The following is a 25,846-nucleotide window of genomic DNA, read 5'->3' on the forward strand; positions in this document are numbered from 1 at the left end:
TTGATAAATCTTTCGACTTAAAATTTCACGAGTGCCCACACAGATTGCATGGTCAAATTGTTAAAGAACATACTGACTAGGTTGCTGGCTAAGCGCCGTGCTCCGTGTCAGTGAGGTCGCATTATAGAGACTTCGATCACATTGGCAAGGGGTATATTGAAATAAAACACTCATATTTGTTTAGATGTCTATTTATCGTTCGAATGGTCAATTTATCGATGTAAATCGCACCATAACCTAGCTATTCTCTTATGTAATGGATTCAATAAAGGTAGCTCTTATGCACTTAGCACTACGATCTTATAAGGGAATAACACCCATCCTTAATGAAAATGTTTATGTCGACAGCTCGGCAGTTCTCATAGGGGACATTGAATTAAACGCTGATGCCAGTATTTGGCCTTTGGTGGCAGCAAGAGGCGATGTAAACCACATCAAAATTGGCGCAAGAAGTAATGTACAGGACGGGGCTGTTTTACATGTCACACGAAAAACACCCGATAATCCCACAGGTCACCCTTTAATTATTGGTGAGGATGTGACAATAGGGCACAAAGCAATGTTACATGGCTGCCATGTTGGTCATCGTGTATTAGTCGGAATGGGTGCAATTCTATTAGATGGCGCCATTATAGAAGATGACGTCATTATTGGAGCGGGAAGTTTAGTACCACCAGGCAAAGTACTTAAAAGTGGTTTCCTCTATATAGGTAGCCCTGTTAAACAAGCGCGCCCATTAACTGATAACGAACGCGCCTTTCTTCCAACGTCAGCTAATAACTATGTCAGGCTTAAAAATGAGTACTTAGCTGAAAGTGAAAATCTTTAACCAATAAAGATACAACCTTCACTATCAAACTCTTCATCTTCTATTTGCTCTTCTGCCAGCTCCTCTAAATCAAATCGATTGGCAGAGAAGGCAGCGAGGATCTCAGATTCAGTGACTAGTGGCTGTAAGGTATGTTGCTGCAGCCATTTAAGACTTACCCAACAAGTAGTCAACGCTCCACCTTGCTGGGCAGGGAAGTTGACGGCTTGCTTGTCACCATCCCAGCTTTGAAGGTCGGAAAATAAAATATTTTGATTCATCTCGTTCTCATTACTCCTGAAGCATACGGCGTAACTCTCGCAATACCTGCTTGGCACCAGGGCGTAACCCTCGCCATAACATAAAGCTTTCTGCAGCTTGACCAACAAGCATACCTAGCCCATCAACTACTTTTCCAGCACCTAAATCTCTAGCCCATAAATTGAACGCGGTAATTTGAGCGCTATAAACCATGTCATAACAAACCATATCATGTTTGATCAGACTTTCTGGCAAGCCAGGCAACTGCCCACTTAATCCTGCAGAAGTTGAATTAATGATCACATCAAAATTCGGTTGATTCAGTGTATCGATTGCAGCCGACGAAACAGAACCAAAAGACGCAAATAGTTCAGCCAGCTGCTGTGCTTTAGATAATGTGCGATTAGTTATTACTAACTCGGCAGGATTTTGAGCAAGCAAAGGTAAAATAACACCACGTGCAGCTCCACCAGCTCCAACTAGCAAAATACGCTTACCAGCCAATTCAACTTGATTGAGTAATAAATCTTGAACTAGACCTTCACCATCAGTGTTATCTCCTAAGATACCACCGTCATCTAGCTTCTTGAGCGTGTTGACAGCACCGGCTAATTTAGCGCGTTCGGAAAGTTGAGTCGCATATTGATATGCGTCCTCTTTGAAAGGTGCCGTGATATTGCAGCCTCGCCCTCCCGCAGAGAAAAAGTTATCCGCAGCAGATTTAAAACCATCAGCTGGTGCTAGCTCTGCCGTGTATTCCATCTTTTGCGATGTCTGACGGGCAAATAATGTATGAATGAAAGGTGATTTACTTTGTGCTATAGGGTTGCCAAAAACAACGTACTTATCCATGTGCTCGTAATCCAAAAAACTTGAAGTCAATTAAGGGCCGATAAATCGACCCTATCACTGCATTAAATGAAGCTCAAACAGTTCGTACTGCTACCATTCTCGCGGCTGAAGGTAGTTTTCATACAAATCAGCTTCCGCTGATCCGGCCTTAGGCTCATAACAGTATTCCCAGCGAGCAAGCGGTGGCATTGACATTAAGATTGACTCGGTACGACCACCGCTTTGCAATCCAAACAGCGTGCCTCGGTCATACACCAAGTTAAATTCAACATAGCGCCCTCGACGATATAGCTGAAATTCACGTTCTCTCTCACCATAAGGGATATCTTGGCGACGTTGAACAATAGGCAAGTACCCGTCAATAAAGCCGTTACCAACCGCTTGTGTATAAGCAAAGCTTTGTTCAAAGCCCCACTCATTCAAATCATCGAAAAACAAACCACCGACACCGCGCGTTTCATTACGGTGAGGTAAGAAAAAGTATTTATCACACCATGCTTTATGCTGGTCATAAATATCATCACCAAATGGGGCACATAAATGCTTAGCTGTGTTATGCCAATGCTGACAATCTTCTTCAAAAGGATAAAAAGGGGTTAAGTCAAAACCACCACCAAACCACCATACTGGTGCTTCACCTTCTTTTTCAGCAATAAAGAAACGTACATTGGCATGAGATGTCGGGATATAGGGACTATTAGGATGGATAACTAATGACACGCCCATCGCTTCAAAACTACGACCTGCGAGTTCAGGACGGTGAGCAGTAGCAGAAGCTGGCATTTTAGTACCAAAAACATGGGAGAAATTAACGCCAGCTTGCTCAAACACACTTCCTTGACGAAGAACACGGCTACGGCCACCGCCACCTTGTTCACGTTGCCATTCATCTTGTTCAAATACTGCCCCCTTGTCTTGGTTTTCCAAGCTTTGGCATATTTGATCTTGAAGCGACAATAAAAAAGCTTTCACTGCGTGTTTATCAACATGTTCCATTATTTATCCTTGTTCTAGCTAACCACTAACCCTGACGCAGTACAGTATCACTAAATGCATCTCGAATTTCTGTTGGGTTTTCACGTCCACCAGTCTCACCTTCTAAAATAGCACTTAAGTGCTCACCTAACTGACTATGTACTTCAGCCACAGTCTTACACGGTGGTAAGCCTGTTAAATTCGCACTGGTGGAGGTGATAGGTTTACCAAACTGATGACAAAGCTTTTGCACTAAAGGGTGATCACTCACTCGAACTGCGATGGATGTAAATTTACCCGTCAGAAGAGGGGAAACACCTTTCTTCACAGGCATCACCCAGGTAACAGGCCCAGGCCAGGTCGAAAATATTTTCTGCTTTTGTAAATCACTAAGCTGGGTATCATCAATATACGGCTGTAGTTGTTGATAATTTGCCGCAATCAAAATCAAACCTTTCTCGATCGGACGCTGTTTTAAAGCAAGTAGCTTTTCGATAGCTTGTGAATGATCAGGATCGCACCCAACACCAAATACACCCTCTGTCGGGTAAGCAATGACCTCTCCGCTTTGTAACGCAGATACAACTTGCTGCAAGTTGTCCATATCGACCTCGTAAATAACCATATTAAATGCAATAAAAAAGGCGCTCTAAAGAGAGCGCCTCTTAAATTCAATGGCTATTATTTAGCCCTTTAGACGCTCTTGTAAAGCAGCATCTTTCGCAATAACTGCTTCAGCGTTCTTTTGACGATCAGCTTTTACTGCTAATGCTAGCTCTTTGTCGCCAGTCGCTAGAATTTGAGCCGCTAAGTAACCAGCATTTTTTGCACCAGCACTGCCAATTGCAACAGTAGCAACAGGCACACCACCAGGCATCATTGCTGTTGAAAGCAATGCATCCATACCTTGTAGAGGGCCGGCATCAATTGGCACACCGATAACAGGTAATGTTGTAATACCTGCAACAGCACCAGCTAAGTGAGCAGCTAAGCCTGCGGCACAAATAAATACGCCACAACCACGCGCTTCAGCATCAGTCACATAGCTATGCGTTGCTACTGGTGTACGGTGAGCAGAAGTAACTTTCACTTCAGTAGTAATTTCAAAAGATTTTAAAACATCAAGCGTTGCCTGCATTACTGGCAAATCTGAATCTGAGCCCATCAAAACAGCTACAAATGGCTTAGTCATCATCTTTCCTTCCATATTTAAGTGACGTAATCGTTTGCGTCAGTATTATAAAGGAAATTTTGAATAGATCGATAGCGATTATTGTTGAATGTGGTGACACTTCTTATCTGCACATTGCAACTTGATGCCAGTTGCAAAACTTTTCTCTATTAATAAAGGAAAACCACAAGTTTCACATTGCTGTGCGACAGGCTTATTGTTTACAGCAAAACGACATGCTGGATATTGGTCGCAAGCAAAGAATGCTTTGCCATAACGAGACTTTCGTTGAACGAGGTGCCCTTTGTGACAATCTGGACACAAAATTTGAGTATCGTCCGCTTTTTTCTCTAAGGGCTCAATATGCTGGCAATCAGGAAAACTCGCACAACCGATAAACATCCCAAAGCGACCTTGTCGTAAAACCAGTTCACTATCGCAAATAGGACATGGCTTACCAAGGTGCTTCACTATGTGCCCGTCGTTCTGATTAAGTGGACGAATAAAGTCACACTCAGGGTAATTTGAACACCCAAGAAAAGGACCGCGCTTGCCATAACGCGTTTGTAATTGACCACCACAGGTCGGGCAGGGTTCTTCTTGCTCTAACGCATGCTCATGGGCATCAAATAACTGGTCGTGAACTTTGCCGGCCATACTACATATTACTCGCTAGGGCAGGGTTATCGATAATTAGTGAATGTATCCATCTTCTGCTCCGTAAAGCAGTTCTTCCATCTGAGTGTAAGCATTTTCATTACCAGGTGCGTTAAAGAGCACCATTAAAATAATCCACTTCAAATCATCTAATACAAAGTCGCTTGTTTCTAGTTCCATCACACGATCAATAACCATCTCACGCGTATCGGCACTTAATACATGAATTTGCTCTAAATAGGTCAAAAATCCGCGACATGTTACATCCATTCGAGCCATCTCTTGTGGAATATAAACACGAATAGACGTTATCGCACTATTATTCATGTACGGTATGGTTTCTGTTTCTTGCAGAGCAGCAAGCTTTTCAAGCCAGTTTAATGCCTTGTAGATATCATCTTGATGAAATCCGGCACGACTAAGCTCATCTGAAAGTTCATCCTGATCAACCAATAGCTCCACGTCGCTTTGGATATAGGTTTCAAACAGGTACATAAGAATATCCATCATGACTAGCCCCTCCTCGTTCTGATATAACCACCGGGCACTGTACTCACAACGCCTTGCAATTCTAAATCTAGTAATTGCATCATAACTTCATGTATGGGCAGTTTACAGCGTTCAGCAACCACATCAACGGGTATTGCTTCTTTGCCTACGGTAGCCAACACGGCTGAAAATGGCAATTCTTCATTTTCAGGTTGTGGCAACGACAAGTTCATTTGGCTATTTATTGCGCATTCCGTCAGCGCACCTACCTCTTCAAATATATCGACCGGACTTTCTACCAGTTTAGCACCAGATTTTATCAAGGCATTACAACCTCGACTGCCAGGATTATGAATCGAACCGGGTAAGGCAAAAACATCTCGTCCTTGATCTAAAGCATAGCGTGCCGTAATTAATGAGCCACTTCGCTCTGCAGCCTCTATAACAAGAACACCAACCGACAGCCCGCTGATCACTCTATTACGACGAGGGAAATTTTGTGGCCGCGGTTTTTCATCGGGCCAAAACTCAGAAACCAGAGCACCTTGCTCGATAATTTGACTGGCAAGGGTTCGATGACTCGCAGGATAAATATGATTAAGTCCTGAACCTAATACTGCAATTGTCGCACCACCATTTTTTAATGCACCATAATGCGCTTGACCATCGATGCCTAATGCTAAGCCACTGGTAACAACATAATTAGCGGCAACCAATGCCGCAGAGAAATCATACGCCGCCTCACGCCCATCAAGACTGGCAGAACGGCTGCCAATAACGGCCAGTTGGGGTTCACGTAACCAACGATCTTCACCACGAACAAACAGCAAAGGCGGGGCAGATGCTATTTCTTTTAATAAAGCAGGGTAAAAAGGAGAGTCTAAGGTAAGAATGGTGTGATTATTTTGCTCTGCCCATATAAGTGCATGATCAATACGTTGCCGTTTGGGGTTATGCAATGCTGCAACTTGCGCTGATGATAAACCAATGGCACGAAGTTGCTCGGCGGGCATTTCGATTAATTCTATCGGCGTCGCATATTGCAATAATTTGCTAATTCTACAACCACCTAAATATGGGACCGCAGCTAGAATTAGCCAACTTTCTAATGTTGTCATCATTCAACTAAATATGGAGGTAACGCAAGCACACCAGCACGAAAGGGCTCTAGGCTACGTGTTACGACTGCTAAGCTAAAATACTCATATGGGCGGATAACCATTACTTCGCCAATATGCAGATTACTGAGTTGTCGTTTTGCCGATAACCAATTTTGTTTTTTTTTATACGCATAATTACCTTTATCTCCTGTTACTTTCGCGCCAGGTCTAAATAGCTGTAATACATTGCCTGCCGCGAGGTTATCTAAATGACCACGATCAAGTACAACAACTTGAGATGTCGCTATATACTCATGTCCTTCTAAGTGCCCTAACACACTGGCTTGAATCTCGGCAGGTGCTGTTGATGGTGAAAAGTTCATATCAACAGCTGCACTATCTAATGGTGCAGGCAACAAAATATCGTTCTGACTGATCTCTTGACGAAAAGATTCCACCATCATCAAACTCATATTCTCTTGTATTTCTGACGTTCTCAGCTTAGCAATCTCTTTGAGTGACACGACTTTCGCTTTGGTCTCATCGTTACGGGTAAAATCAGTTTCAACACGATATACCCACCACTCAGTGCCTAACAATAACTCGGTATCGACCCATATCCTGTCACCAGGTGACATGTATCCCTTCTTATCACTTGCCCCCAAAACCCGAGGAAGTTGAGCTGCGCTTTTGGTTGTGATCAATTTATTTTCAGCTAAATAAGGAAAGAGTAATGTTTCTTGTAGCGTGGTAATAGCAGAGTGCTTAATCCGGATCTGAGGTGATAGCACAACGGTCTTTTTTAACTGTAATTGCGGACGACCATTTATCCATACCAGATGTAATTTATCACCAGGATAGATTAAGTGAGGGTTTTGAATATAATCGTTCGCCTGCCAAAGTTGAGACCACAACCAAGGATTATCAAGAAAGTAGGCAGAGATATCCCATAGCGTATCGCCTTTTTTAACAATATAAATTTCAGGAATATTTTTATTAACAATAGGTAACTCAGCGTTTGCCCAACGAACTGGTAATGCAGATATCAGAATAAACAATAAGACGCCCAGCCTCATGTTGTGCCTTCCTTGTCGATGATTACAGAATCATATTAATACAAGAAGCAACGGTGGCATTCGTTTTAAAAGATGTCCAAAGCAACCTAATCAGGAGGGAGCGGTTTTAGGCACAGTTCAACTTTTATTCGTTCGTATACATCAGATACCGAGCAAGTTTGCTGACTGCCTCCAATCTACGGCATTACATTGTGTTCATTCTATTCACCAATAATGCAAAGAATCGTTGCCACCTATCGTTATCGCTTACAATGTTATGCAGCCAATGCTGTTATTTGATCTTTAAAATGACTAGAATTAGAACAAGTAAGTAATTTTCATTTTCAACACAGTTTAATTTTTTCGAGTATCTATGTCTCTATTGCAAGTATTAACATTCCCTGATGAACGCCTGCGTACTATTGCTAAGCCAGTTGAAGCAATAACACCAGAAATCCAGAACATCGTCGATGACATGCTAGAAACCATGTACGACGAAGAAGGTATCGGTTTAGCCGCAACCCAAGTTGATATTCATCAACGTATTGTGGTGATCGATATTTCTGAAGAGCGTGACCAACCAATGGTACTGATCAACCCAGAAATCACAGATAAACGTGGTGAAGATGGGATTGAAGAAGGCTGCCTATCGGTACCAGGCTCTCGAGCATTGGTTCCTCGTGCGGCAGAAGTTTCTGTTAAAGCACTTGATCGTGATGGTAACCCGTTCTCATTCGAAGCCGATGATCTGCTTGCAATCTGTGTACAGCACGAACTTGATCACTTAGCTGGCAAGTTGTTTGTTGATTACCTGTCGCCTTTAAAACGTCAGCGTATTAAACAGAAACTAGAGAAAATGAAGCGTTTTAACGACAAAGACTAATTAATCCGAGGTTACCTTGAGCAAACCGTTACGTATTGTATTTGCTGGTACACCTGACTTCGCCGCCCGTCATCTGGCGGCGTTGTTGTCTTCACAGCATGAAGTTATCGCCGTATATACCCAACCAGATCGTCCTGCTGGTCGTGGTAAAAAATTAACCGCGAGCCCGGTTAAAAATATCGCGTTAGAAAATGATCTGCCCGTGTATCAACCGGCATCATTGCGCAATGAAGACGCGCAACAAGAACTTTCGGCGTTAAATGCCGATATCATGATCGTCGTGGCTTATGGCCTACTACTGCCTAAAATTGTGTTAGATACGCCTAAACTGGGTTGTATCAATGTACATGGCTCTATTTTGCCACGCTGGCGTGGTGCTGCACCGATCCAACGCTCAATTTGGGCTGGCGATGAAGAAACCGGTGTAACCATCATGCAAATGGATGAAGGCCTTGATACGGGTGATATGCTAACTATCGCCACACTAGCTATCGAGCCAACAGATACCAGTGCGACGATGTATGACAAGCTGGCGGGATTAGGTCCTAATGCTTTAATTGACTGTCTATCTGAGATTTCGGCAGGCACTGCCATTGCTAAAAAGCAAAATGATGAACTTGCTAATTACGCAAAGAAGTTGAATAAAGAAGAAGCTAAAATTGACTGGGCAATGGAAGCAACCGCGATTGAGCGTTGTATCCGCGCATTTAACCCATGGCCAATGAGCTACTTTGCTGTTGCTGAACAAAATGTCAAAGTATGGCATGCCGTTGTTGAAGCTGACAACCAAGGTAAAACACCGGGAACAATTTTATCAGCCGATAAACAAGGCATCACGGTTGCGACAGGTAAAGGTGCACTTCGCCTTATCGAGCTTCAACCTCCAGGAAAGAAAGCCATGAAAGCGCAAGATATTTTAAACTCGCGCCGAGAGTGGTTTGAACCTGGCACTCAACTGTAATGTTAAAGCCAGTGCCCAATCACTGGCTTTTTATTTTCCACGTCGTTAAAAATAAATTCAGGAAATACGCATGAACGTAAGAGCCGCAGCAGCCCAGGTTGTTTTTCAGGTTGTTGATCAGGGGCAATCCCTTTCAGCTGCACTACCAGCAGCCCAGCAGAACATTCGAGAACGTGATCATGCTTTGCTGCAAGAGATTTGCTACGGCGTATTACGCTGGTTACCCCGTTTAGAGTCGATTACTACTCACCTAATGGACAAGCCTTTAAAAGGTAAGCAACGTGTTTTCCACCATTTGATTTTAGTGGGTTTATACCAACTAGGTCATATGCGTATTCCCGCTCATGCTGCTGTCGCCGAAACAGTTAATGCCACTAAAGATCTCAAGAAAACCCAGCTACGTGGCTTAATTAATGCCATTTTACGTAACTACCAGCGCCAACAAGAACAGCTAGATGCACAATCAGTCAGCCACGATGCCGGTAAATATGGCCATCCAGGTTGGTTATTAAAAATGCTGAAAGCTAGCTATCCTGAGCAGTTGGAAGCGATTGTTACAGCTAATAACACCAAAGCCCCAATGTGGTTACGCGTCAACCGCCAACACCATACGCGCGATGAATACCGTGCATTACTTAATGATGTTGGCATCGAGACAGGCTTACACCCAGAAGCCGCTGATGCACTTCGTTTGTTGTCACCTTGCGATGTGAGCAAGCTACCTGGCTTTGCTGATGGCTGGTCATCAGTACAAGATGGTGCCGCCCAATTAGCCGTCGATTTCTTACAACCACAAGCTGACGAACTGATTCTTGATTGCTGTGCAGCGCCTGGTGGTAAAACTGCACATATCATGGAGCGTCAACCAACGGCTAAAGTGGTTGCCATTGACTGTGATGAACGCCGTTTAACCCGCGTTCATGAAAACCTTGCCCGCCTGAAGCTTGATGCAACAGTATTGTGTGCCGATGCTCGTTACCCTGCAGATTGGTGGCACGGTGAAAAATTTGACCGCATCTTACTCGATGCACCTTGTTCTGCCACGGGGGTTATTCGTCGTCATCCAGATATTAAATGGTTGCGTCGAGCAAGCGACATTGAAGCGCTCGCAATCCTTCAAGCTGAGATTTTTGATGCTATGTGGTTACAGCTGAAATCTGGTGGCACCTTGGTATATGCGACCTGTTCGATTACACCACAAGAAAACAGCGAACAAGTGAAAGCATTCCTTGCCCGCACAGCCGATGCAACCTTGATCAATCGTGGACAAGAAGCCGATAGTGATGTGGAACAACCTGGTCGTCAGATCTTACCGGGTGAATCTGATATGGATGGTTTCTACTACGCTGTTCTGCAAAAAAGCTAGCACCAAAGCGTCGCCTAAAAACCTAAATCGTTCTGACTCAAGACATATCATTATGCTCTTGAGTTAGAAGCGTAGTAACCTACACAGAATACTTTAATCAGGCACATGCTATGAAAATCATCATTCTCGGCGCAGGTCAGGTCGGTGGCACACTGGCAGAGAACCTTGTCGGTGAAAACAACGACATAACGATTGTTGATAAAGACCCAGAACGTCTGCGAGAACTGCAAGATAAATACGACCTTCGGGTTGTACAGGGTTTTGCGAGCCATCCACGTACTCTACGTGAAGCAGGGGCTCAGGATGCTGATATGTTAGTTTCGGTCACCAATTCTGACGAAACCAATATGATTGCCTGCCAAATTGCATTTTCTTTATTTAATACCCCTAACCGCGTCGCTCGTATCCGCTCTCCGGAATACCTCAAAGAAAAAGATTCTTTATTCCAATCAGATGCAGTTCCTGTCGATCACTTGATTGCCCCAGAAGAGCTAGTAACAGGGTATATCGAACGCTTAATTGAATACCCTGGCGCACTGCAGGTTGTCGGTTTTGCCGAAGATAAAGTCGGTTTAGTTGCCGTTAAAGCGTATTACGGTGGGCCATTAGTCGGTAATGCATTGTCAGCATTACGTGAGCACATGCCACATATAGACACTCGTGTTGCGGCTATCTTTCGCCAAGGCAAACCGATTCGTCCTCAAGGCACCACCATTATTGAAGCCGATGATGAAGTATTCTTTGTTGCAGCCAGCAATCACATTCGCTCGGTGATGAGTGAACTTCAGCGTCTAGAAAAACCTTATAAGCGTTTAATGATCGTCGGTGGCGGTAATATTGGTGCAGGTCTCGCCCGTCGATTAGAGCAGGCTTATAGTGTTAAGCTCATTGAACGTAATCCTGAGCGTGCTGAAAGCCTGTCTGAAATGCTCGAAAACACTATCGTTTTCTGTGGTGATGCATCCGATCAAGAGTTATTAAGTGAAGAGCACATCGAACAAATTGATGTGTTTATTGCAGTGACTAACGATGATGAAGCAAACATCATGTCTGCCATGCTTGCTAAACGCATGGGTGCCAAGAAAGTCATGGTGCTTATTCAGCGCGGGGCTTATGTCGATTTAGTACAGGGCGGAGCGATTGATATAGCAATATCGCCACAGCAAGCAACGATCTCAGCACTATTAACTCACGTACGAAAAGCCGATATTGTAAATGTATCATCATTACGTCGCGGAGCAGCTGAAGCTATTGAGGCGATTGCTCATGGTGATTCAACTACCTCAAAAGTAGTTGGTCGATCCATTGGTGAAATTAAGCTACCACCAGGCACTACCATTGGTGCGATCGTCCGTGGTAATGAAGTATTAATAGCTCACGATCGAACCATGATTGAACAAGATGATCATGTTGTTATGTTCCTCGTCGACAAAAAATACATCCCTGATGTTGAACGTCTCTTCCAACCTAGTCCATTTTTCCTATAATTTATGGTTAATTTCCGTCCCATAATGTTCGTGATCGGGCTGGTTTTATCTAAAATAGCCCTTTTCATGTACATCCCAACCCTTGTTGCCTTTTTTACAGGTACTGGTGGGTTCATCGATTTCGCCACCGCGGTTATTATTACTCATACCGTGGCTTTTCTATGTCTAACATTTGGTAAAACCAAAGAGTTTAAGTTAGGGGTCAGGGAGATGTTCCTGATCACAACCTTAGTATGGACAATTTCCAGCGCCTTTGCGGCACTGCCTTTTGTCTTCATCAACCACATCAGCTTTACCGATGCCTACTTCGAAACCATGTCGGGAATTACGACAACGGGCTCAACGGTGCTCAGTGGATTAGATGATATGGCACCCAGTATTCTGCTTTGGCGTTCAACATTACAATGGTTAGGTGGCATTGGATTTATTGTAATGGGCGTAGCCATTCTACCCATGTTAAACGTGGGGGGGATGCGACTGTTCCAAACCGAATCATCAGATTGGTCAGAGAAAAGTTCACCGAGAACCAAAAGCGTCGCAAAAAATATAGTCAATGTTTACATAACCTTAACTGTATTGTGCATCATAGGTTTTGTAATGACAGGCATGAATACGTTTGATGCGATAAACCATGCTTTTACCACCTTATCAACTGGTGGCTATTCAACCTCTGATGGCTCAATGAATAACTTCTCCCACAGCACACATTGGGTCGCAACCTTCTTTATGTTCGCGGGTGGTTTGCCATTTCTCTTATTTGTCCAAGCACTGCGTAAAAGAAGCCCAGGAGCTCTATTTGCAGACGCCCAAGTAAGAGGCTTCACTTTATTAGTACTATCTGCAGGGTTCATTGTCGCACTTTGGTTAACGTGGAAGCTGGACTACAACTTTCTTGATGCGTTGCGTGTATCTCTGTTTAATATCATTTCGGTGGTGACGACAACAGGGTTTGGTCTTGATGACTTCACTTCATGGGGGCCGCTACCCAGCATCATTTTTGCTTTCATTATGTTGGTGGGTGGGTGTTCAGGATCGACATCGGGCGGTATTAAAATCTTCCGTTTTCAAGTCGCTTTTGCCTTGTTACGCAAACAGATGATGCAGCTGGTTCATCCTTCAGGTGTCTTTATCCAACGCTATAACGGTCGCCCAGTCACTGATGGCATCGTACGTTCAGTTGTCGCCTTTGCCCTGACTTTTATTCTGACCATTGTGGTTATTGCAGCGATATTAGGCATACTTGGCCTAGATCCTGTTACCAGCATTACAGGTGCAGTTACCGCCGTTGCCAATGTAGGCCCAGGAATGGGTAATATTATTGGCCCAACGGGTAATTTTGCCAGCTTACCCGATATGGCTAAATGGACATTAAGCATTGGAATGTTAATGGGACGCTTGGAAATACTCACCGTGCTCGTGGTCTTTTTTCCTGCGTTTTGGCGTGACTAACATACTGTTACCAATGAAAAAGAGAGCATATATGCTCTCTTTTTCTATCTGTACCAAAGCGTATATGCCGAATAACTTAACTCAAGGTGCTATTTCAGCGAGAATGAGAAGGGGCTAAGGCTACTTGGAGTCATTAAATCGGTTTAACGTAATAATAAATGGCAAAGAAATGGCAGACCGTTCCACCTAAAACAAACATGTGCCAAATCGCGTGGTTATAAGGAATGCGTTTATTCACGTAAAAAAACACCCCTAACGAATAAATAACACCGCCTAAACCCAATAATACTAAGCCACCAGTCGAAATTGAGATCGCTAACTGATAGACCACAATCACAGATAACCAACCCATCGTCAGATAAGTAATCAAAGATAAGCGCTTAAACCGGTACACAAAGATAATTTTGAGAGCAATGCCGATAATGGCAAGTCCCCATATAACAGACATTAAGGTAATGGCCAGAGGGGTACGTAAAGAGATCAATAAGAAAGGGGTATAAGTACCAGCAATTAATAAAAAGATGGCGCAATGATCAAATGTTTTTAAAGCCCGCTTGGCACGTTCATAAGGAATCGCATGGTAAAGCGTTGAAGCTAGGTACAGTAAAATAATACTGCTACCATAAATGCTCAAGCTCGCCATACTCATAAAATCAGCATCAGCAGCGTTGCCCTGATTCAATAACAGTACCAAACTTACAATACCGAAAATTAAACCTAAACCATGGCTAACACTATTTGCGATTTCTTCTGCCACTGAATAGCCTTGCTTCAGCGCGACACTCTTTACCATTCTCAGCTCCCGATAGAGTTAATGCTCGATACAAAAGCAGTATGACACACTTCAGAGTACACGTGTAAGCTGAATTTGCCATTCATAAATATCAACACAGCTGACACTGCTATTTATGAGAAAGGCTAACCCAATATTATGTTGTTTGTTCGAGATAATCGAGCACTTGTTGGCCAGCTTCAGCTGGTGTGCATTGCGCTGAAATATGACAATGACGTTTTAGCTCACCTCGGCCTAAAAACCCAGATAACATTCCTGAAATACCGTTTAAACGACGATCGAGTTCAAACCATAGCTGTAACCCATCGTTATCTCGATAAGCGACAACTTCCAATTCACGCCAAAGGCCATGATACGGTCCAGATACGGGTACAAACTCAAATTCTTGTACAAACGGTAAATCAAACCCTGAGGCAGCTTCACACTCGACTTGAAGAATACGCAATCCCGCATTTTCTAATGCGGTAAAAACACCATCCATCAAGGGATCTGGCCGCACAGTCAACGTATCAGTATCTTTAGGGTCTCGCGCCATCGGTATATCAAGGTAGGTATCGAGCCACACTTTAGCGTCACCAATTGTCACCGGAGTATTAAATGGCAACTCAAAATCAACATCAAATTCGCGTTCTTCGTTAACACCGATGACAAATGATTCAGGCAATGACCATGTCGCTAAAACACAGGTTTGCGGAATTTTTTCTTTGCGGCGCTCACTGTCACCACGGCTGACTGGCACTTCATCAATATAACGACAGCATAGTTGCACATTAATATTATCTATTTGCTGCTCTGTTGATCCACCTTGAACATGAATCACCACAGGCAGCTGTTCACCAGGAATCAACACATCATGCTTTAAAACTGTATCAACTTTTGCAGCACCAATCCCTAAACTTGCAAAACTCTTACGAAAGAAAGACATGTAAACTCCTGTTAAAGTGACAATGAAACGGTTGAAGAATTATATGAAATCAGTTTGTTTATCTTGCAAAGGTAAAAACAAAACCGCAAGTATTTTAAAAATTCATTGTTATTTTTGAGGTAACTAATACCAACAAGGTTATTGATTACTTAAGTAAGTCGACAGTTGCTTGACGAGCACGCTCGGGATCGCAAGCAATAATGCCATCAACAATTCGCTGGTGGATATCTAACTTAAGTAAGCGCTCTCGAGTAATAATGCGGAAATAATTTTCAAATACAGCTTTAAACAAGTTACCAAATGGGCTGATAAAATGATTACCCGATGCAAAATAAATTAACTGATGAAAACGAGTATCAATTTCAATCCATTTATCTTGATTAAAATCATCCCCTAGCAAGTGCATTTCTTGCATTAAATACTGCAGCTCTTCACGATCAGCATCACTCGCATTTAATGCTGTTAATGCTGCTGCTTCTGGCTCTAATGTCATACGAACCTGTTGAAATTCTGCAACCAGCTCTGAATGCTCACTAAAATTTAACCATGCCAGTAAGTCCTGATCCAAGTAATTCCAATTACGCTTCGGTAATACACGCGTACCAATACGGGGGCGAGGATGTACCATACCTTTAGCAGCAAGCATTTTAATCGCCTCACGTACCGCAGTACGGCTCACACCGTACATTTCACCAAGTTCAATTTCACCCGGTAAAATATCACCAGGGGCGTTTTCCCCTTGTAAAATACTTCGACCAATCGATTCTGCTAACTTATAAGACAAGTTACGATTAAGTACACTTTTCTGCTGTTCCATCAATGTTCCCTCTACGGCTATTTTTATAATAGTTGCCAATTTTTATATTGCGCATTACATCACAAAGTCACGGTGCTGGAACCGCTTATCTTCACAGTTGCTACACATAACAACGCATTCTCTATTTTCAGCCAAATATCAGCATAATTACCATCATCTTCCGTTGATGCATCGCTCGACTTATCGGCACCTTGCTGCTATTCTCAGCGCCGAAAATAATACCAAACAACCCGGTCATTTTGTTCTGGATGGGCTTTGCCTATGGGGATACCCCTGCTTAATGATTGTTTATTCTTTTTGGCCACGGATGAGCCTGACTATTGGTGAATCATGCGACCCGCATCTCCCGTCAGGTATGTAAGAAATACCCCTCGCAGTCCATCACGTTTACGCAGCACCGCGCATGCGCCGACATTTAAACCTAAAAATGTACCGCAAAGCACCGCTGATATTCATGCAATACCAACCTCTCAGCCCGTTTTAACCAATCCGGTTACTGATGAACAAGCTGCGTAAGTATTCATGATGTAACTCAAAGGCAGTGATCATTTCACTGCCTTTTGTTTATCTAATCGAATCTACTTTCCAATAAGCCAATTCCGTCATTATCTCCAGTTTGAATCAACGCATTATTTGATATAATTAATCCACAATAAAATTATGACAATATTCGCTCAGCCTTAATTTTGGAGAAAGTAATGAAAACGCATCGTGTAAACGAGCTTATCGAGTTAATCCACCCTGAATGGAAAAAAAATTCAGACCTAAATTTAGTTCAATTTCTACTGAAACTAGCAGAAGAAGCAAAGTATGAAGGTAAATTAGAGGACTTAACCGACGATATCCTGATTTACCATCTAAAAATGCGTAATAGCGACGAAAATGCCATGATCCCAGGCATCGCTAAAGATTGTGAGAATGACTTCAAAACCGCCATTCTTCGTGCACGTGGCATTATCAAGTAACCCCGGAATTCCCATCATATATGGCTGAACATCAGATCAGCCTATTTTAACCTCTCATCTGTTACACCCTTTTGGGCTGTCATCTGCACCTATTGCTGAAACTATGACCTTGTTAGAGTAATCAGAAAAATGACTGTTATATAATCAACTGATAACATCTATCGGTAATTATTTACATTAACGGTCAGGCAACGTATCTGAACCGATCCTTTTGCTGTGTCAGTGCAAGGAAATCCAAGGAAAGTAATGTCATGAGCCAAGAGAAAATTAAAATAAAGGATGTCACACCTCAACAATTTAACCCCAAAACACATAAAGGCACATCAGATCGTTTTAATCCAAGCAACCAAATTTATGTTCGTGCCGTAAAAGGGGTTTATCAGCAACTTCGCCAGCGGATGGGGTGGCTATTAATGGTGCTCTTTATGGGCGTACCTTGGATTCCTTATGGTGACCGACAAGCAATATTGTTAGATATCGGTCAGCAGCAATTTAATTTCTTTGGTACAACATTATGGCCACAAGATCTCACCATTCTGGCATCGTTTTTCATGATTGCCGCGTTCGCACTCTTTTTTGTTACCACCTTTTTAGGGCGTGTTTGGTGTGGGTATTTCTGTCCACAAACAGTCTGGACCTTTATCTATATCTGGTTCGAAGAAAAACTAGAAGGCTCGGCCAATAAACGTCGTAAGCAAGATTCACTCAAGCTAACCAAAAAACTACTGGGTAGAAAAATCCTCAAGCATATCGCATGGTGGGCGGTGGCACTCGCAACAGGGCTTACTTTTGTCGGTTACTTTGTCCCCGTTAAAGATTTAGTGATCGATTTTTTCACGTTTAATGTCAGCTTCTGGGCCGGTTTTTGGGTACTGTTCTTTGCAGTATGTACCTACGCCAACGCTGGCTGGATGCGATCGATTGTGTGTATTCACATGTGTCCTTATGCACGATTCCAGTCCGCTATGTTTGATAAAGACACCTATATTGTCGGTTACAACGAGGAACGAGGCGAAGCCCGTGGCCCTCGTTCACGCAAGAAAGATCCAAAAGCACTAGGCTTAGGCGATTGTATTGACTGCGATTTATGCGTTCAGGTTTGCCCAACGGGCATCGATATTCGAGATGGATTGCAATATGAGTGCATAAACTGTGGTGCTTGTGTCGATGCATGTGACACAACCATGGATCGTATGGGCTATGAAAAAGGGCTGATCAGCTATACCACTGAACACAAGCTAGAAGGCCATAAAACCCATGTAATGCGCCCTAAGTTAATCGGTTATGGCGCAGTCATGTTGGTAATGGGGGGATTATTTTTCTACTTGATTGCCTCGGTTCAACCTATGGGGCTGGATGTACTTCGTGATAGGAGTCAGCTATTTAGAATCAATAATGAAGGGCTGGTTGAAAACACCTATACCTTAAAAATTCTGAATAAAACCCAGCAAGACACCACCTATTCACTATCCGTCGAAGGGCTAGAAGACATTGAATGGTATGGCAATCAAACAGTAAAAGTGTCTGCAGGTGAAATCTATACCTTACCAATCAGCTTAGGCGTTGACCCTTATGTTATGAAAGCGCCAATTGCCGATATCACCTTTATTTTACATAAAGGTACAGGCGAGAATGAAACGACATTGCACACTGAAAGTCGTTTTATTGGTGAACTACGCTAGTTACACTTAATCAGTAATATCAATAAAAGGGCCAGAACAGGGCCCTTTTTTATTATGATGGTATAAGATACATCACTAATTTGGTTCTGGATGTTGCCACAATGACTCAACAAAGCTTTAGTTTTTCAGATCTCACACCTGATTTATTACTCGATGCGCTCGACAGCGTGGGTGTGTATGCCGAATCAGGATTACTGGCGCTAAACAGTTATGAGAATAGGGTTTATCAGTTTAAAGCTGATGATGGCGCCCGTTATGTGGCAAAGTTCTATCGTCCACAGCGTTGGACTAACGAGCAGATTCAAGAAGAACATGATTTTACACTCGAGTTAGCAGATCAAGAAATTCCAGTTGCGGCGCCTATCGCATTTTCGGGTGAGACTTTAACGCATTTTAAAGGTCATCGTTTTACCTTATTTCCAAGTATGGGTGGTCGTCAGTATGAAGTTGATAATATTGATCAACTTGAGTGGGTGGGTCGCTATCTAGGGCGTATCCATAACATAGGAAAAAGTAAAAACTTTGTTCATCGTTCCACAATGAGCCTTGATGAGTACCTTTATCAACCACGTAAAGTTTTAGAGAATGCTGATTTTATTCCTGACTATCTCAAAAAAACTTTTTTCTCAGATCTCGATCTGCTCATTAAAGAGCTAGACCAACGTTGGCACTCTGATTGGCAATCGATTCGCTTACATGGCGATTGTCACCCTGGTAATATTTTATGGCGCGATGGCCCTTTATTCGTCGATCTCGATGATGCGCGTAATGGTCCTGCAGTCCAAGATTTATGGATGCTATTAAATGGCGATCGTAATGACCGACTCGCACAGCTTGATACCTTGTTAGAAGCTTACACTGAGTTTTCTGATTTCAATCCAAAAGAATTGCAACTTATTGAGCCTTTACGCGGTCTTAGAATGGTTCACTACATGGCTTGGCTGGCAAAACGCTGGCAAGATCCTGCATTTCCCCGTGCATTCCCATGGTTTGCTGATGCAAAATACTGGGAAGGACAAGTGCTATCATTTAAAGAGCAACTCGCGACATTAAATGAACCACCATTGCAGCTAATGCCACAGTGGTAATCATCTAGAAAATAACACAACATAAATAGAACAATGGAAAGTAGCTAAAAGCTATTTCTTAAAACTCAGGGAGTACACCGCAACATGATGAAGAAACTTTTGGCTCTAGCGAGCGTAGCACTATTATCTTTTTCCGTTCAAGCAGCCAAGTTTACTGAAGGTGATTACTACAAAGTACTTGAATTACCTAAATCAAGCAGCCCGATCGTTACAGAATTTTTCTCTTTCTATTGCCCACACTGTAATAGCTTTGAGCCAATGATTCAGGAACTAAAAAAGCAACTGCCAGATAATGCTAAATTCCAGAAGAATCATGTTTCTTTCATGGGTGGCTCTATGGGTAAATCCATGAGTAAAGCTTTCGCGACATCTATCGTTCTCGGTATAGATAACAAGATGACACCTGTACTTTTCAACCGCATTCATGGGATGAAAAAGCCGCCACGTAATGATGCAGAATTACGTCAAATCTTCGTTGATGAAGGTGTTAAAGCAGAAGATTTCGATGGTGCCTACAATAGCTTTGCCGTTAATTCGATGGTTAATCGTTTTGATAAAGGCTTCCAAGATAGTGGTCTAACAGGTGTTCCAGCCGTTATCGTTAACAATAAATACCTAGTACAAACAGGTAAAATACAATCTTCTGATGAGTACTTCGAGTTAGTGAATTTCTTACTTAAAAAGTAACATTCAAGCAAATACACAGCAGTACAAAAAGGGGCTTATATGCCCCTTCTTTTTATCTCACATTAGGTACTACTTTTTATGGATAAGATCCTCATCAGCGGCTGTTTATATGGCTTGCCAGTACGTTATGATGGAAAAGATAACCTGCTGACCGATAGCTTATTACAGCAGTGGCAACAACAAGATCGGTTAATCGTATTATGTCCAGAAGTCTCTGGCGGGTTACCCACACCTCGGCCACCAGCAGAAATTCAAGCCGACGGAATCATCAGAACCAAGAACAATATCGATGTTACTGACGCCTTTTTACAAGGCGCACATCAAGCCGTTAGACTGTGCCAGCAACATAATATCAAGTTCGCGATCTTGAAAGAAAATAGCCCCTCATGTGGCAGTCATTTTATTTACAATGGACAATTCAATGGTACAAAGATTACCGGGCAAGGTTTAACCACAGCAGCACTAACAAAAATGGGCGTTCAAGTATTCAGTGAAAACCAAGTTAGTATCTTAGACGCTATCCTTGATTCATAAGCCACACCCACTTCAGTTTGATCAAACCACTTGAGCAGTTAAACGCTTTAATAGTCGATCCATCGAACGATAACCTAATGCCTCGGCAAGGTGTCCACGCTCTATCCTGTCTTTTCCCGCTAGATCGGCAATCGTTCGCGCCACTTTAATGATTCGGTGGTAAGCCCGAATAGATAAACCAAGTTGATGTAATGCGCTTTCTAGAAATTTTGCATCCTCTTTGACTAGCGCACAGTGAATATCTAGCTCACGAGTAGACAATAAGGCATTAACCTTGCCGCCACGGGCTAACATCACCTTTCTTGCATGATGAACTCGCTGTTGGATAACGGCACTGGTCTCACCCCGATCGCCACCTTCAGCCAATGTACCACGTGGTAGGCCTGGGATTTCTATCGACATATCGAATCGATCCAGTAACGGGCCAGATAAACGGCTAAGGTAGCGTAATATCGCTTGTGGGTTAGTTCGCGACTGATTACCTTCGTAATAACCCGTTGGGCTGGGATTTAAAGCACCAATCAATTGAAAACGAGCAGGAAAACAGGTTTTACTGGCTGCACGAGAGATCACAATCTCACCGGACTCTAGCGGCTCGCGCAGTGAATCTAAGACCTTTCGCCCAAACTCAGGCATTTCATCTAAGAACAGAATACCATTATGTGCCAAAGATATTTCACCCGGTTTAGGCACAGATCCCCCCCCAACTAAAGCTGCCATCGAACTTGAATGATGCGGGGTTCTAAAAGGCCGTTTAAGCCAGTTACCTTCATGCAATGACTGCTGAGTCAATGAAGCAACAGATGCCGTTTCTAGGGCTTCTGCGTGCCCCATTTCAGGCAATAAATCACACAAGCGAGAAGCCAGCATGGTTTTCCCCGTACCTGGTGGGCCTAAAAACAATAAGTTGTGTCCTCCAGCCGCAGCAATCTCTAACGCACGCTTACCCTGCTGCTGACCGATAATATCTTGCATATCGCGATCATTTTCAGAGCGAACTTGGGCTATTTCAGCCTCGTTTCGATGATGTAACTGCAATTGTTGTTGGCCACATAAATGCCCACAGACAGCGAGTAAATCGCCAGCAGATCGATGTTTATCTTTTCCCACCAGTGCAACTTGATCGCCATTATCATCAGGAACAATTAAACATCGTCCCGCCTTCGTTGATGCCAACGCTGCTGGCAACGCCCCTTTAACCGGACGTAAATCGCCCGATAATGCGAGCTCACCAAGGAATTCATATTTGTGCAATTTATTCATCGGGATTTGTCCCGATGCAGCCAAAATACCCAGCGCAATTGGCAAATCAAATCGCCCCCCTTCTTTGGGTAAATCGGCCGGTGCTAAGTTGACTGTTAGACGCTTGGAAGGGAACTCAAAATTCGCATTTACAATGGCACTGCGAACCCTATCTCGCGCTTCTTTGACCGTGGTTTCTGGCAACCCAACTAAATTGAAGGCTGGCATTCCGTTACTCAAATGCACTTCAACGGTAACCGCAGGCGCGTCAACACCTACACATGCTCGGCTGTGAACAATCGCAAGAGTCATTCTTAATCGTCCTGTTTAGATTACATACGGGTAAGTTAATGAAACGCTTCTATTTCGTTTCACAAAAAGCCTATTTATGCAGATTGTTTGCAAAGAAATCATAAGTTTTTTCTTGTCATGCGAGTCATGTCTGTGTTACCACTTAGGTAGAGCGACAAATAATCAATAAAATCGGACAGACAATAAATGCCATTTAACGCTAAAGCCCTACAACTCATTATTATCGTCATCGTGGTGATTATGTCACCACGAGGGGAGTGCTAGGCGTTAGGTAGCAAGAAACATAACAAACGCATAAGCCCCCGCACTGAAAGGTTCGGGGGCTTTTTTAAATATTCAAAATCAGCAATAAAAAGCAATGCGGAAGCACGTTTTTAAGGAGCAGCAATGACAGGGGCAGAGTTAGTTGTACACGCGCTGCAGCAACAAGGGATAACCACGATATTTGGTTATCCTGGTGGCGCAATTATGCCAATCTATGACGCACTCTATGATGGTGGCGTCGAACATATTCTTTGCCGTCATGAGCAAGGTGCTGCAATGGCTGCGATTGGTATGGCTAGAGCCACTCAAGATGTTGCTGTATGCATGGCGACATCCGGTCCAGGAGCCACTAATCTGGTAACAGGATTAGCCGATGCTTTTCTTGATTCTGTGCCTATGGTCGCCATTACCGGACAGGTAGCCAGCTCGCATATTGGCACCGATGCCTTCCAAGAAATGGATGTGATTGGCATGTCATTGTCTTGTACCAAACACAGCTATCTTGTTACCGACATCAATGATCTCGCCCCCACATTAGCTGAAGCATTTATTGTTGCCAAAGCTGGTCGACCTGGCCCAGTTATTGTTGATATTGCTAAAGATGTACAACTCGCCCAAGCACCTGTTGAACGACTACCTTTTATTGAAGAGCCAGCTATTCCAGTTGCAACGTCAGAATCAATCGCTGAAGCTCAGCGTCTTCTAGCCGCCAGCCAACGCCCTGTATTGTATGTTGGTGGTGGTGTTCAACTAGCGAAAGCAACCGACACCGTACGTACTTTTTTAAAACTAAACCCAATGCCAGCGGTAAGTACACTGAAAGGGCTGGGCACAGTCGAGCGTCACGACCCCCATTATTTAGGCATGCTGGGTATGCATGGCACTAAGGCGGCGAACTTAGTCGTTCAAGAATCTGATTTATTGATTGTAGTGGGGGCCCGCTTTGATGATCGCGTAACTGGCAAGCTTGATACCTTTGCACCGCATGCAAAAGTCATTCACCTTGATATTGATGCCTCTGAATTTAATAAATTACGTATCGCAAACGCGCCACTACGCGGTGATATCAATGTGATCTTACCGCAATTAGAACTGTCACAAGACATCTCAGCCTGGGTACAGCACAGTGAAACATTACGTTCTGATTTCAAATGGCGTTATAACCACCCTGGCGATCTGATTTATGCACCACTATTGATGAAGCAGTTATCCGATATGATGCCCGACAGCTCGGTAATTTCGACAGATGTCGGCCAACATCAGATGTGGGCAGCACAACATATTCAACCTCGTGAACCACAAAATTACATCACGTCTGCCGGCCTAGGTACGATGGGCTTTGGCTTACCCGCAGCTATGGGCGCGAAAGTCGCCAGGCCAAACGATGAATCTATCCTAATATCGGGGGATGGTTCATTCATGATGAATGTTCAAGAGCTTGGCACGTTAAAGCGTAAGCAAATTCCCGTAAAAATGGTGCTGATCAATAACCAACGCCTTGGCATGGTAAGACAATGGCAATCACTGTTTTTTGATGGCCGACACAGTGAAACGATCTTAGATGACAACCCTGACTTTGTCGTATTAGCCAGTGCATTTGGTATTCCAGGCAAAACAATTACCAAGAAAGAAGAAGTAGAGCCAGCGCTAAAAGAAATGCTAGCAAGTAAAACCGCTTATTTGCTGCATGTACTTATCTCTGAAGAAGAAAATGTATGGCCATTAGTGCCACCCGGTGCTGCGAACCAAGATATGCTGGAGAATACCTAATGGAAAGATACCTACTCGATATCAAAGCGGATGATAAACCAGTATTACTAGAGCGGGTTTTGCGCGTTATTCGCCACCGTGGTTTTATAATTAAACAAGTTAATGCAACACAGAATCACGAGAGTAAAATAGCAAGTGTAGAAATTATCGTCGACAGTGACCGTCCGATTACAACGCTGATCAATCAAATAGAAAAGCTTTGGGATATACGCACCGTCAAAACCACATTATTAGAAAACCGAGATTAGTACAGAAGGAAGGTACACGAGATGGCAAACACAGCAGATTACATTTGGTTTAATGGTGAAATGGTTCCTTGGGCTGAGGCAAATGTTCACGTCTTAACTCATGCTATGCACTATGGTACGTCGGTTTTTGAAGGTATTCGCTGCTATAACACCCCTAATGGTCCCATTGTTTTCCGTCATAAAGAACACATGGATCGTTTAAAAAATTCAGCAAAGATTTACCGCTTCCCAATTCCATACTCATCTGAAGAATTAATGGAAATTTGTCGCGAGACGATTCGCGTCAACGAACTAAAATCTGCTTATATTCGTCCATTAGGCTATGTCGGTAATGTCGGTCTAGGCGTTTGCCCGCCGGTTGATACTGAAATGGATCTTATTGTTGCGGCTTTTCCTTGGGGTTCTTACCTTGGCGAGGAAGCATTAGAAAGTGGTGTCGACGCCATGATTTCAAGCTGGAATCGCGCAGCGCCTAATACCATTCCAACCGCCGCAAAAGCGGGCGGTAACTACCTTTCATCATTATTAGTCGGTAGTGAAGCGCGACGCCACGGTTATGCAGAAGGCATCGCACTGAGTGTTGATGGTTACCTGTCTGAAGGTGCTGGTGAGAATATTTTTGTGGTTCGTAATGGCATCCTATCTACCCCACCAGCAACAAGCGCAATCTTACCTGGCATCACGCGTGATTCAATCATGGTACTAGCCAAAGAGATGGGCTACGAAGTGCGTGAAGAGAATATCGCGCGTGAAGCACTCTACCTCGCAGATGAAGTCTTCATGACGGGTACTGCAGCAGAGATTGTGCCAGTTCGTAGTGTTGACCAAATCTCGGTAGGTGAAGGTAAACGCGGCCCTATTACACAACAAATTCAAACCGCTTACTTTGGTCTCTTTAATGGGACGACAGAAGATAAATGGGGTTGGTTAGATTACGTTTACCCTAAATCTGACAAGTAAACACGCCAATTAAGTACATCATATTATTCGTTCATCTTGCCACAC

At 43.4% G+C, this 25,846-nt stretch carries 27 protein-coding genes and 1 pseudogene; 15 read left to right on the forward strand and 13 right to left on the reverse strand.

Annotated features, from left to right (window positions below):
- Positions 1-280 precede the first annotated feature (280 nt).
- Positions 281-829, forward strand: a complete 549-nt coding sequence (locus C9J48_RS25170; RefSeq protein WP_006233402.1) for a gamma carbonic anhydrase family protein — start codon at positions 281-283, stop codon at positions 827-829.
- On the opposite strand, the gene C9J48_RS25175 is transcribed toward C9J48_RS25170, so the two are convergent.
- The 9 genes from C9J48_RS25175 to C9J48_RS25215 form a co-directional block, all read right to left on the reverse strand.
- Positions 826-1,089: a DUF1488 family protein gene (locus tag C9J48_RS25175; protein ID WP_006233401.1), complete on the reverse strand. Its 264-nt coding sequence runs from the start codon at positions 1,087-1,089 to the stop codon at positions 826-828. The genes C9J48_RS25170 and C9J48_RS25175 overlap by 4 nt on opposite strands.
- Positions 1,090-1,099: 10 nt before the next feature.
- The gene (aroE, locus tag C9J48_RS25180) at positions 1,100-1,921 is read right to left on the reverse strand and encodes a shikimate dehydrogenase (protein WP_006233399.1); all 822 of its coding nucleotides are present in this window, start codon (positions 1,919-1,921) and stop codon (positions 1,100-1,102) included.
- Positions 1,922-2,011: 90 nt separating this feature from the next.
- Positions 2,012-2,917 (reverse strand): oxygen-dependent coproporphyrinogen oxidase, encoded by a 906-nt coding sequence (gene hemF, locus C9J48_RS25185; RefSeq protein ID WP_006233398.1) that lies wholly within the window; start codon positions 2,915-2,917, stop codon positions 2,012-2,014.
- A gap of 25 nt (positions 2,918-2,942) precedes the next feature.
- A complete protein-coding gene (gene tsaC / locus C9J48_RS25190; RefSeq protein WP_181320838.1) occupies positions 2,943-3,500 on the reverse strand; it encodes an L-threonylcarbamoyladenylate synthase type 1 TsaC in 558 nt (185 codons plus the stop codon).
- Positions 3,501-3,581: 81 nt separating this feature from the next.
- Positions 3,582-4,091 carry a 5-(carboxyamino)imidazole ribonucleotide mutase gene (gene purE, locus C9J48_RS25195; RefSeq protein WP_242610876.1) on the reverse strand — a complete coding sequence of 170 codons (510 nt, stop codon included), beginning with the start codon at positions 4,089-4,091 and terminating at the stop codon, positions 3,582-3,584.
- Between the two features lie 75 nt (positions 4,092-4,166).
- Entirely contained in the window at positions 4,167-4,724 is a 558-nt protein-coding gene (locus C9J48_RS25200; RefSeq protein WP_006233395.1) for a DNA topoisomerase family protein, read from the reverse strand.
- 36 nt (positions 4,725-4,760) lie between these two features.
- Positions 4,761-5,234: a DUF494 family protein gene (locus C9J48_RS25205; RefSeq protein ID WP_006233394.1), complete on the reverse strand. Its 474-nt coding sequence runs from the start codon at positions 5,232-5,234 to the stop codon at positions 4,761-4,763.
- Positions 5,235-5,236: 2 nt separating this feature from the next.
- Positions 5,237-6,334, reverse strand: coding sequence for a DNA-processing protein DprA (gene dprA / locus C9J48_RS25210; RefSeq protein WP_036804277.1), 1,098 nt, complete (start codon positions 6,332-6,334; stop codon positions 5,237-5,239).
- Positions 6,331-7,389 (reverse strand): LysM peptidoglycan-binding domain-containing protein, encoded by a 1,059-nt coding sequence (locus tag C9J48_RS25215; RefSeq protein ID WP_006233392.1) that lies wholly within the window; start codon positions 7,387-7,389, stop codon positions 6,331-6,333. Before C9J48_RS25215 ends, dprA begins: the two co-directional genes overlap by 4 nt.
- A 352-nt stretch (positions 7,390-7,741) precedes the next feature.
- Here C9J48_RS25215 and def point away from each other — a divergent pair, with 352 nt between their 5' ends.
- The 5 genes and pseudogenes from def to C9J48_RS25240 all read left to right on the forward strand — a co-directional run bounded on the left by def (position 7,742) and on the right by C9J48_RS25240 (position 13,514).
- Positions 7,742-8,251 (forward strand): peptide deformylase, encoded by a 510-nt coding sequence (gene def, locus C9J48_RS25220; protein ID WP_006233391.1) that lies wholly within the window; start codon positions 7,742-7,744, stop codon positions 8,249-8,251.
- A gap of 16 nt (positions 8,252-8,267) precedes the next feature.
- A complete protein-coding gene (gene fmt, locus C9J48_RS25225; RefSeq protein WP_006233390.1) occupies positions 8,268-9,212 on the forward strand; it encodes a methionyl-tRNA formyltransferase in 945 nt (314 codons plus the stop codon).
- A 70-nt stretch (positions 9,213-9,282) separates the two neighbouring features.
- A complete protein-coding gene (gene rsmB, locus C9J48_RS25230) occupies positions 9,283-10,578 on the forward strand; it encodes a 16S rRNA (cytosine(967)-C(5))-methyltransferase RsmB (protein ID WP_006233389.1) in 1,296 nt (431 codons plus the stop codon).
- Positions 10,579-10,679: 101 nt separating this feature from the next.
- Positions 10,680-12,065 (forward strand): annotated as a pseudogene (gene trkA / locus C9J48_RS25235) (Trk system potassium transporter TrkA); the annotation flags it as partial.
- A 3-nt stretch (positions 12,066-12,068) separates the two neighbouring features.
- Entirely contained in the window at positions 12,069-13,514 is a 1,446-nt protein-coding gene (locus C9J48_RS25240; RefSeq protein ID WP_006233387.1) for a TrkH family potassium uptake protein, read from the forward strand.
- A 133-nt stretch (positions 13,515-13,647) separates the two neighbouring features.
- Here the strand turns inward: C9J48_RS25240 and trhA are convergent, their stop codons facing one another.
- The 3 genes from trhA to C9J48_RS25255 form a co-directional block, all read right to left on the reverse strand.
- On the reverse strand, positions 13,648-14,307 hold the full coding sequence (trhA, locus tag C9J48_RS25245) for a PAQR family membrane homeostasis protein TrhA (protein WP_006233386.1): 660 nt from the start codon (positions 14,305-14,307) through the stop codon (positions 13,648-13,650).
- A gap of 136 nt (positions 14,308-14,443) precedes the next feature.
- The gene (locus C9J48_RS25250) at positions 14,444-15,232 is read right to left on the reverse strand and encodes a sporulation protein (protein ID WP_006233385.1); all 789 of its coding nucleotides are present in this window, start codon (positions 15,230-15,232) and stop codon (positions 14,444-14,446) included.
- 145 nt (positions 15,233-15,377) lie between these two features.
- Positions 15,378-16,049, reverse strand: coding sequence for a FadR/GntR family transcriptional regulator (locus C9J48_RS25255; protein ID WP_006233384.1), 672 nt, complete (start codon positions 16,047-16,049; stop codon positions 15,378-15,380).
- A gap of 330 nt (positions 16,050-16,379) precedes the next feature.
- On the opposite strand from C9J48_RS25255, the gene C9J48_RS25260 reads away from it, so the two are divergent.
- The 6 genes from C9J48_RS25260 to C9J48_RS25285 all read left to right on the forward strand — a co-directional run bounded on the left by C9J48_RS25260 (position 16,380) and on the right by C9J48_RS25285 (position 21,005).
- Positions 16,380-16,565 carry a hypothetical protein gene (locus C9J48_RS25260; RefSeq protein ID WP_081450130.1) on the forward strand — a complete coding sequence of 62 codons (186 nt, stop codon included), beginning with the start codon at positions 16,380-16,382 and terminating at the stop codon, positions 16,563-16,565.
- 182 nt (positions 16,566-16,747) lie between these two features.
- The gene (locus tag C9J48_RS25265; RefSeq protein WP_006233383.1) at positions 16,748-17,014 is read left to right on the forward strand and encodes a YihD family protein; all 267 of its coding nucleotides are present in this window, start codon (positions 16,748-16,750) and stop codon (positions 17,012-17,014) included.
- Positions 17,015-17,265: 251 nt separating this feature from the next.
- Positions 17,266-18,696: a cytochrome c oxidase accessory protein CcoG gene (gene ccoG, locus C9J48_RS25270; protein ID WP_006233382.1), complete on the forward strand. Its 1,431-nt coding sequence runs from the start codon at positions 17,266-17,268 to the stop codon at positions 18,694-18,696.
- A 101-nt stretch (positions 18,697-18,797) separates the two neighbouring features.
- Positions 18,798-19,784 (forward strand): serine/threonine protein kinase, encoded by a 987-nt coding sequence (locus C9J48_RS25275; protein WP_006233381.1) that lies wholly within the window; start codon positions 18,798-18,800, stop codon positions 19,782-19,784.
- Between the two features lie 84 nt (positions 19,785-19,868).
- A complete protein-coding gene (locus C9J48_RS25280) occupies positions 19,869-20,471 on the forward strand; it encodes a thiol:disulfide interchange protein DsbA/DsbL (RefSeq protein WP_006233380.1) in 603 nt (200 codons plus the stop codon).
- A 78-nt stretch (positions 20,472-20,549) separates the two neighbouring features.
- The gene (locus tag C9J48_RS25285; RefSeq protein WP_006233379.1) at positions 20,550-21,005 is read left to right on the forward strand and encodes a 2-thiouracil desulfurase family protein; all 456 of its coding nucleotides are present in this window, start codon (positions 20,550-20,552) and stop codon (positions 21,003-21,005) included.
- A 21-nt stretch (positions 21,006-21,026) separates the two neighbouring features.
- Here C9J48_RS25285 and C9J48_RS25290 read toward each other — a convergent pair whose 3' ends face one another.
- Positions 21,027-22,559: a YifB family Mg chelatase-like AAA ATPase gene (locus C9J48_RS25290; RefSeq protein WP_006233378.1), complete on the reverse strand. Its 1,533-nt coding sequence runs from the start codon at positions 22,557-22,559 to the stop codon at positions 21,027-21,029.
- Between the two features lie 387 nt (positions 22,560-22,946).
- Between C9J48_RS25290 and ilvG the strand changes: the two genes are divergently transcribed.
- From ilvG to C9J48_RS25305, 3 genes are read left to right on the forward strand one after another with little or no spacing between them, the layout of a single operon-like run.
- Positions 22,947-24,593 carry an acetolactate synthase 2 catalytic subunit gene (ilvG, locus tag C9J48_RS25295; RefSeq protein WP_006233377.1) on the forward strand — a complete coding sequence of 549 codons (1,647 nt, stop codon included), beginning with the start codon at positions 22,947-22,949 and terminating at the stop codon, positions 24,591-24,593.
- Positions 24,593-24,841: an acetolactate synthase 2 small subunit gene (gene ilvM, locus C9J48_RS25300; RefSeq protein ID WP_006233376.1), complete on the forward strand. Its 249-nt coding sequence runs from the start codon at positions 24,593-24,595 to the stop codon at positions 24,839-24,841. Before ilvG ends, ilvM begins: the two co-directional genes overlap by 1 nt.
- Before the next feature lie 21 nt (positions 24,842-24,862).
- Positions 24,863-25,801: a branched-chain amino acid transaminase gene (locus tag C9J48_RS25305; RefSeq protein ID WP_006233375.1), complete on the forward strand. Its 939-nt coding sequence runs from the start codon at positions 24,863-24,865 to the stop codon at positions 25,799-25,801.
- Positions 25,802-25,846 lie beyond the last annotated feature (45 nt).

The sequence above is a fragment of the Photobacterium profundum genome (genome assembly GCF_003026285.1).
Classification (GTDB): domain Bacteria; phylum Pseudomonadota; class Gammaproteobacteria; order Enterobacterales; family Vibrionaceae; genus Photobacterium; species Photobacterium profundum.

Coding starts and splice junctions, on each gene's coding strand:
- C9J48_RS25170 (WP_006233402.1), top strand. CDS start 281: ATGCACTTAGCACTACGATCTTATAAGGGAATAACACCCATCCTTAAT.
- C9J48_RS25175 (WP_006233401.1), bottom strand. CDS start 1,089: ATGAATCAAAATATTTTATTTTCCGACCTTCAAAGCTGGGATGGTGAC.
- aroE (WP_006233399.1), bottom strand. CDS start 1,921: ATGGATAAGTACGTTGTTTTTGGCAACCCTATAGCACAAAGTAAATCA.
- hemF (WP_006233398.1), bottom strand. CDS start 2,917: ATGGAACATGTTGATAAACACGCAGTGAAAGCTTTTTTATTGTCGCTT.
- tsaC (WP_181320838.1), bottom strand. CDS start 3,500: ATGGACAACTTGCAGCAAGTTGTATCTGCGTTACAAAGCGGAGAGGTC.
- purE (WP_242610876.1), bottom strand. CDS start 4,091: ATGATGACTAAGCCATTTGTAGCTGTTTTGATGGGCTCAGATTCAGAT.
- C9J48_RS25200 (WP_006233395.1), bottom strand. CDS start 4,724: ATGGCCGGCAAAGTTCACGACCAGTTATTTGATGCCCATGAGCATGCG.
- C9J48_RS25205 (WP_006233394.1), bottom strand. CDS start 5,234: ATGATGGATATTCTTATGTACCTGTTTGAAACCTATATCCAAAGCGAC.
- dprA (WP_036804277.1), bottom strand. CDS start 6,334: ATGATGACAACATTAGAAAGTTGGCTAATTCTAGCTGCGGTCCCATAT.
- C9J48_RS25215 (WP_006233392.1), bottom strand. CDS start 7,389: ATGAGGCTGGGCGTCTTATTGTTTATTCTGATATCTGCATTACCAGTT.
- def (WP_006233391.1), top strand. CDS start 7,742: ATGTCTCTATTGCAAGTATTAACATTCCCTGATGAACGCCTGCGTACT.
- rsmB (WP_006233389.1), top strand. CDS start 9,283: ATGAACGTAAGAGCCGCAGCAGCCCAGGTTGTTTTTCAGGTTGTTGAT.
- C9J48_RS25240 (WP_006233387.1), top strand. CDS start 12,069: ATGGTTAATTTCCGTCCCATAATGTTCGTGATCGGGCTGGTTTTATCT.
- trhA (WP_006233386.1), bottom strand. CDS start 14,307: ATGGTAAAGAGTGTCGCGCTGAAGCAAGGCTATTCAGTGGCAGAAGAA.
- C9J48_RS25250 (WP_006233385.1), bottom strand. CDS start 15,232: ATGTCTTTCTTTCGTAAGAGTTTTGCAAGTTTAGGGATTGGTGCTGCA.
- C9J48_RS25255 (WP_006233384.1), bottom strand. CDS start 16,049: ATGGAACAGCAGAAAAGTGTACTTAATCGTAACTTGTCTTATAAGTTA.
- C9J48_RS25260 (WP_081450130.1), top strand. CDS start 16,380: ATGCGACCCGCATCTCCCGTCAGGTATGTAAGAAATACCCCTCGCAGT.
- C9J48_RS25265 (WP_006233383.1), top strand. CDS start 16,748: ATGAAAACGCATCGTGTAAACGAGCTTATCGAGTTAATCCACCCTGAA.
- ccoG (WP_006233382.1), top strand. CDS start 17,266: ATGAGCCAAGAGAAAATTAAAATAAAGGATGTCACACCTCAACAATTT.
- C9J48_RS25275 (WP_006233381.1), top strand. CDS start 18,798: ATGACTCAACAAAGCTTTAGTTTTTCAGATCTCACACCTGATTTATTA.
- C9J48_RS25280 (WP_006233380.1), top strand. CDS start 19,869: ATGATGAAGAAACTTTTGGCTCTAGCGAGCGTAGCACTATTATCTTTT.
- C9J48_RS25285 (WP_006233379.1), top strand. CDS start 20,550: ATGGATAAGATCCTCATCAGCGGCTGTTTATATGGCTTGCCAGTACGT.
- C9J48_RS25290 (WP_006233378.1), bottom strand. CDS start 22,559: ATGACTCTTGCGATTGTTCACAGCCGAGCATGTGTAGGTGTTGACGCG.
- ilvG (WP_006233377.1), top strand. CDS start 22,947: ATGACAGGGGCAGAGTTAGTTGTACACGCGCTGCAGCAACAAGGGATA.
- ilvM (WP_006233376.1), top strand. CDS start 24,593: ATGGAAAGATACCTACTCGATATCAAAGCGGATGATAAACCAGTATTA.
- C9J48_RS25305 (WP_006233375.1), top strand. CDS start 24,863: ATGGCAAACACAGCAGATTACATTTGGTTTAATGGTGAAATGGTTCCT.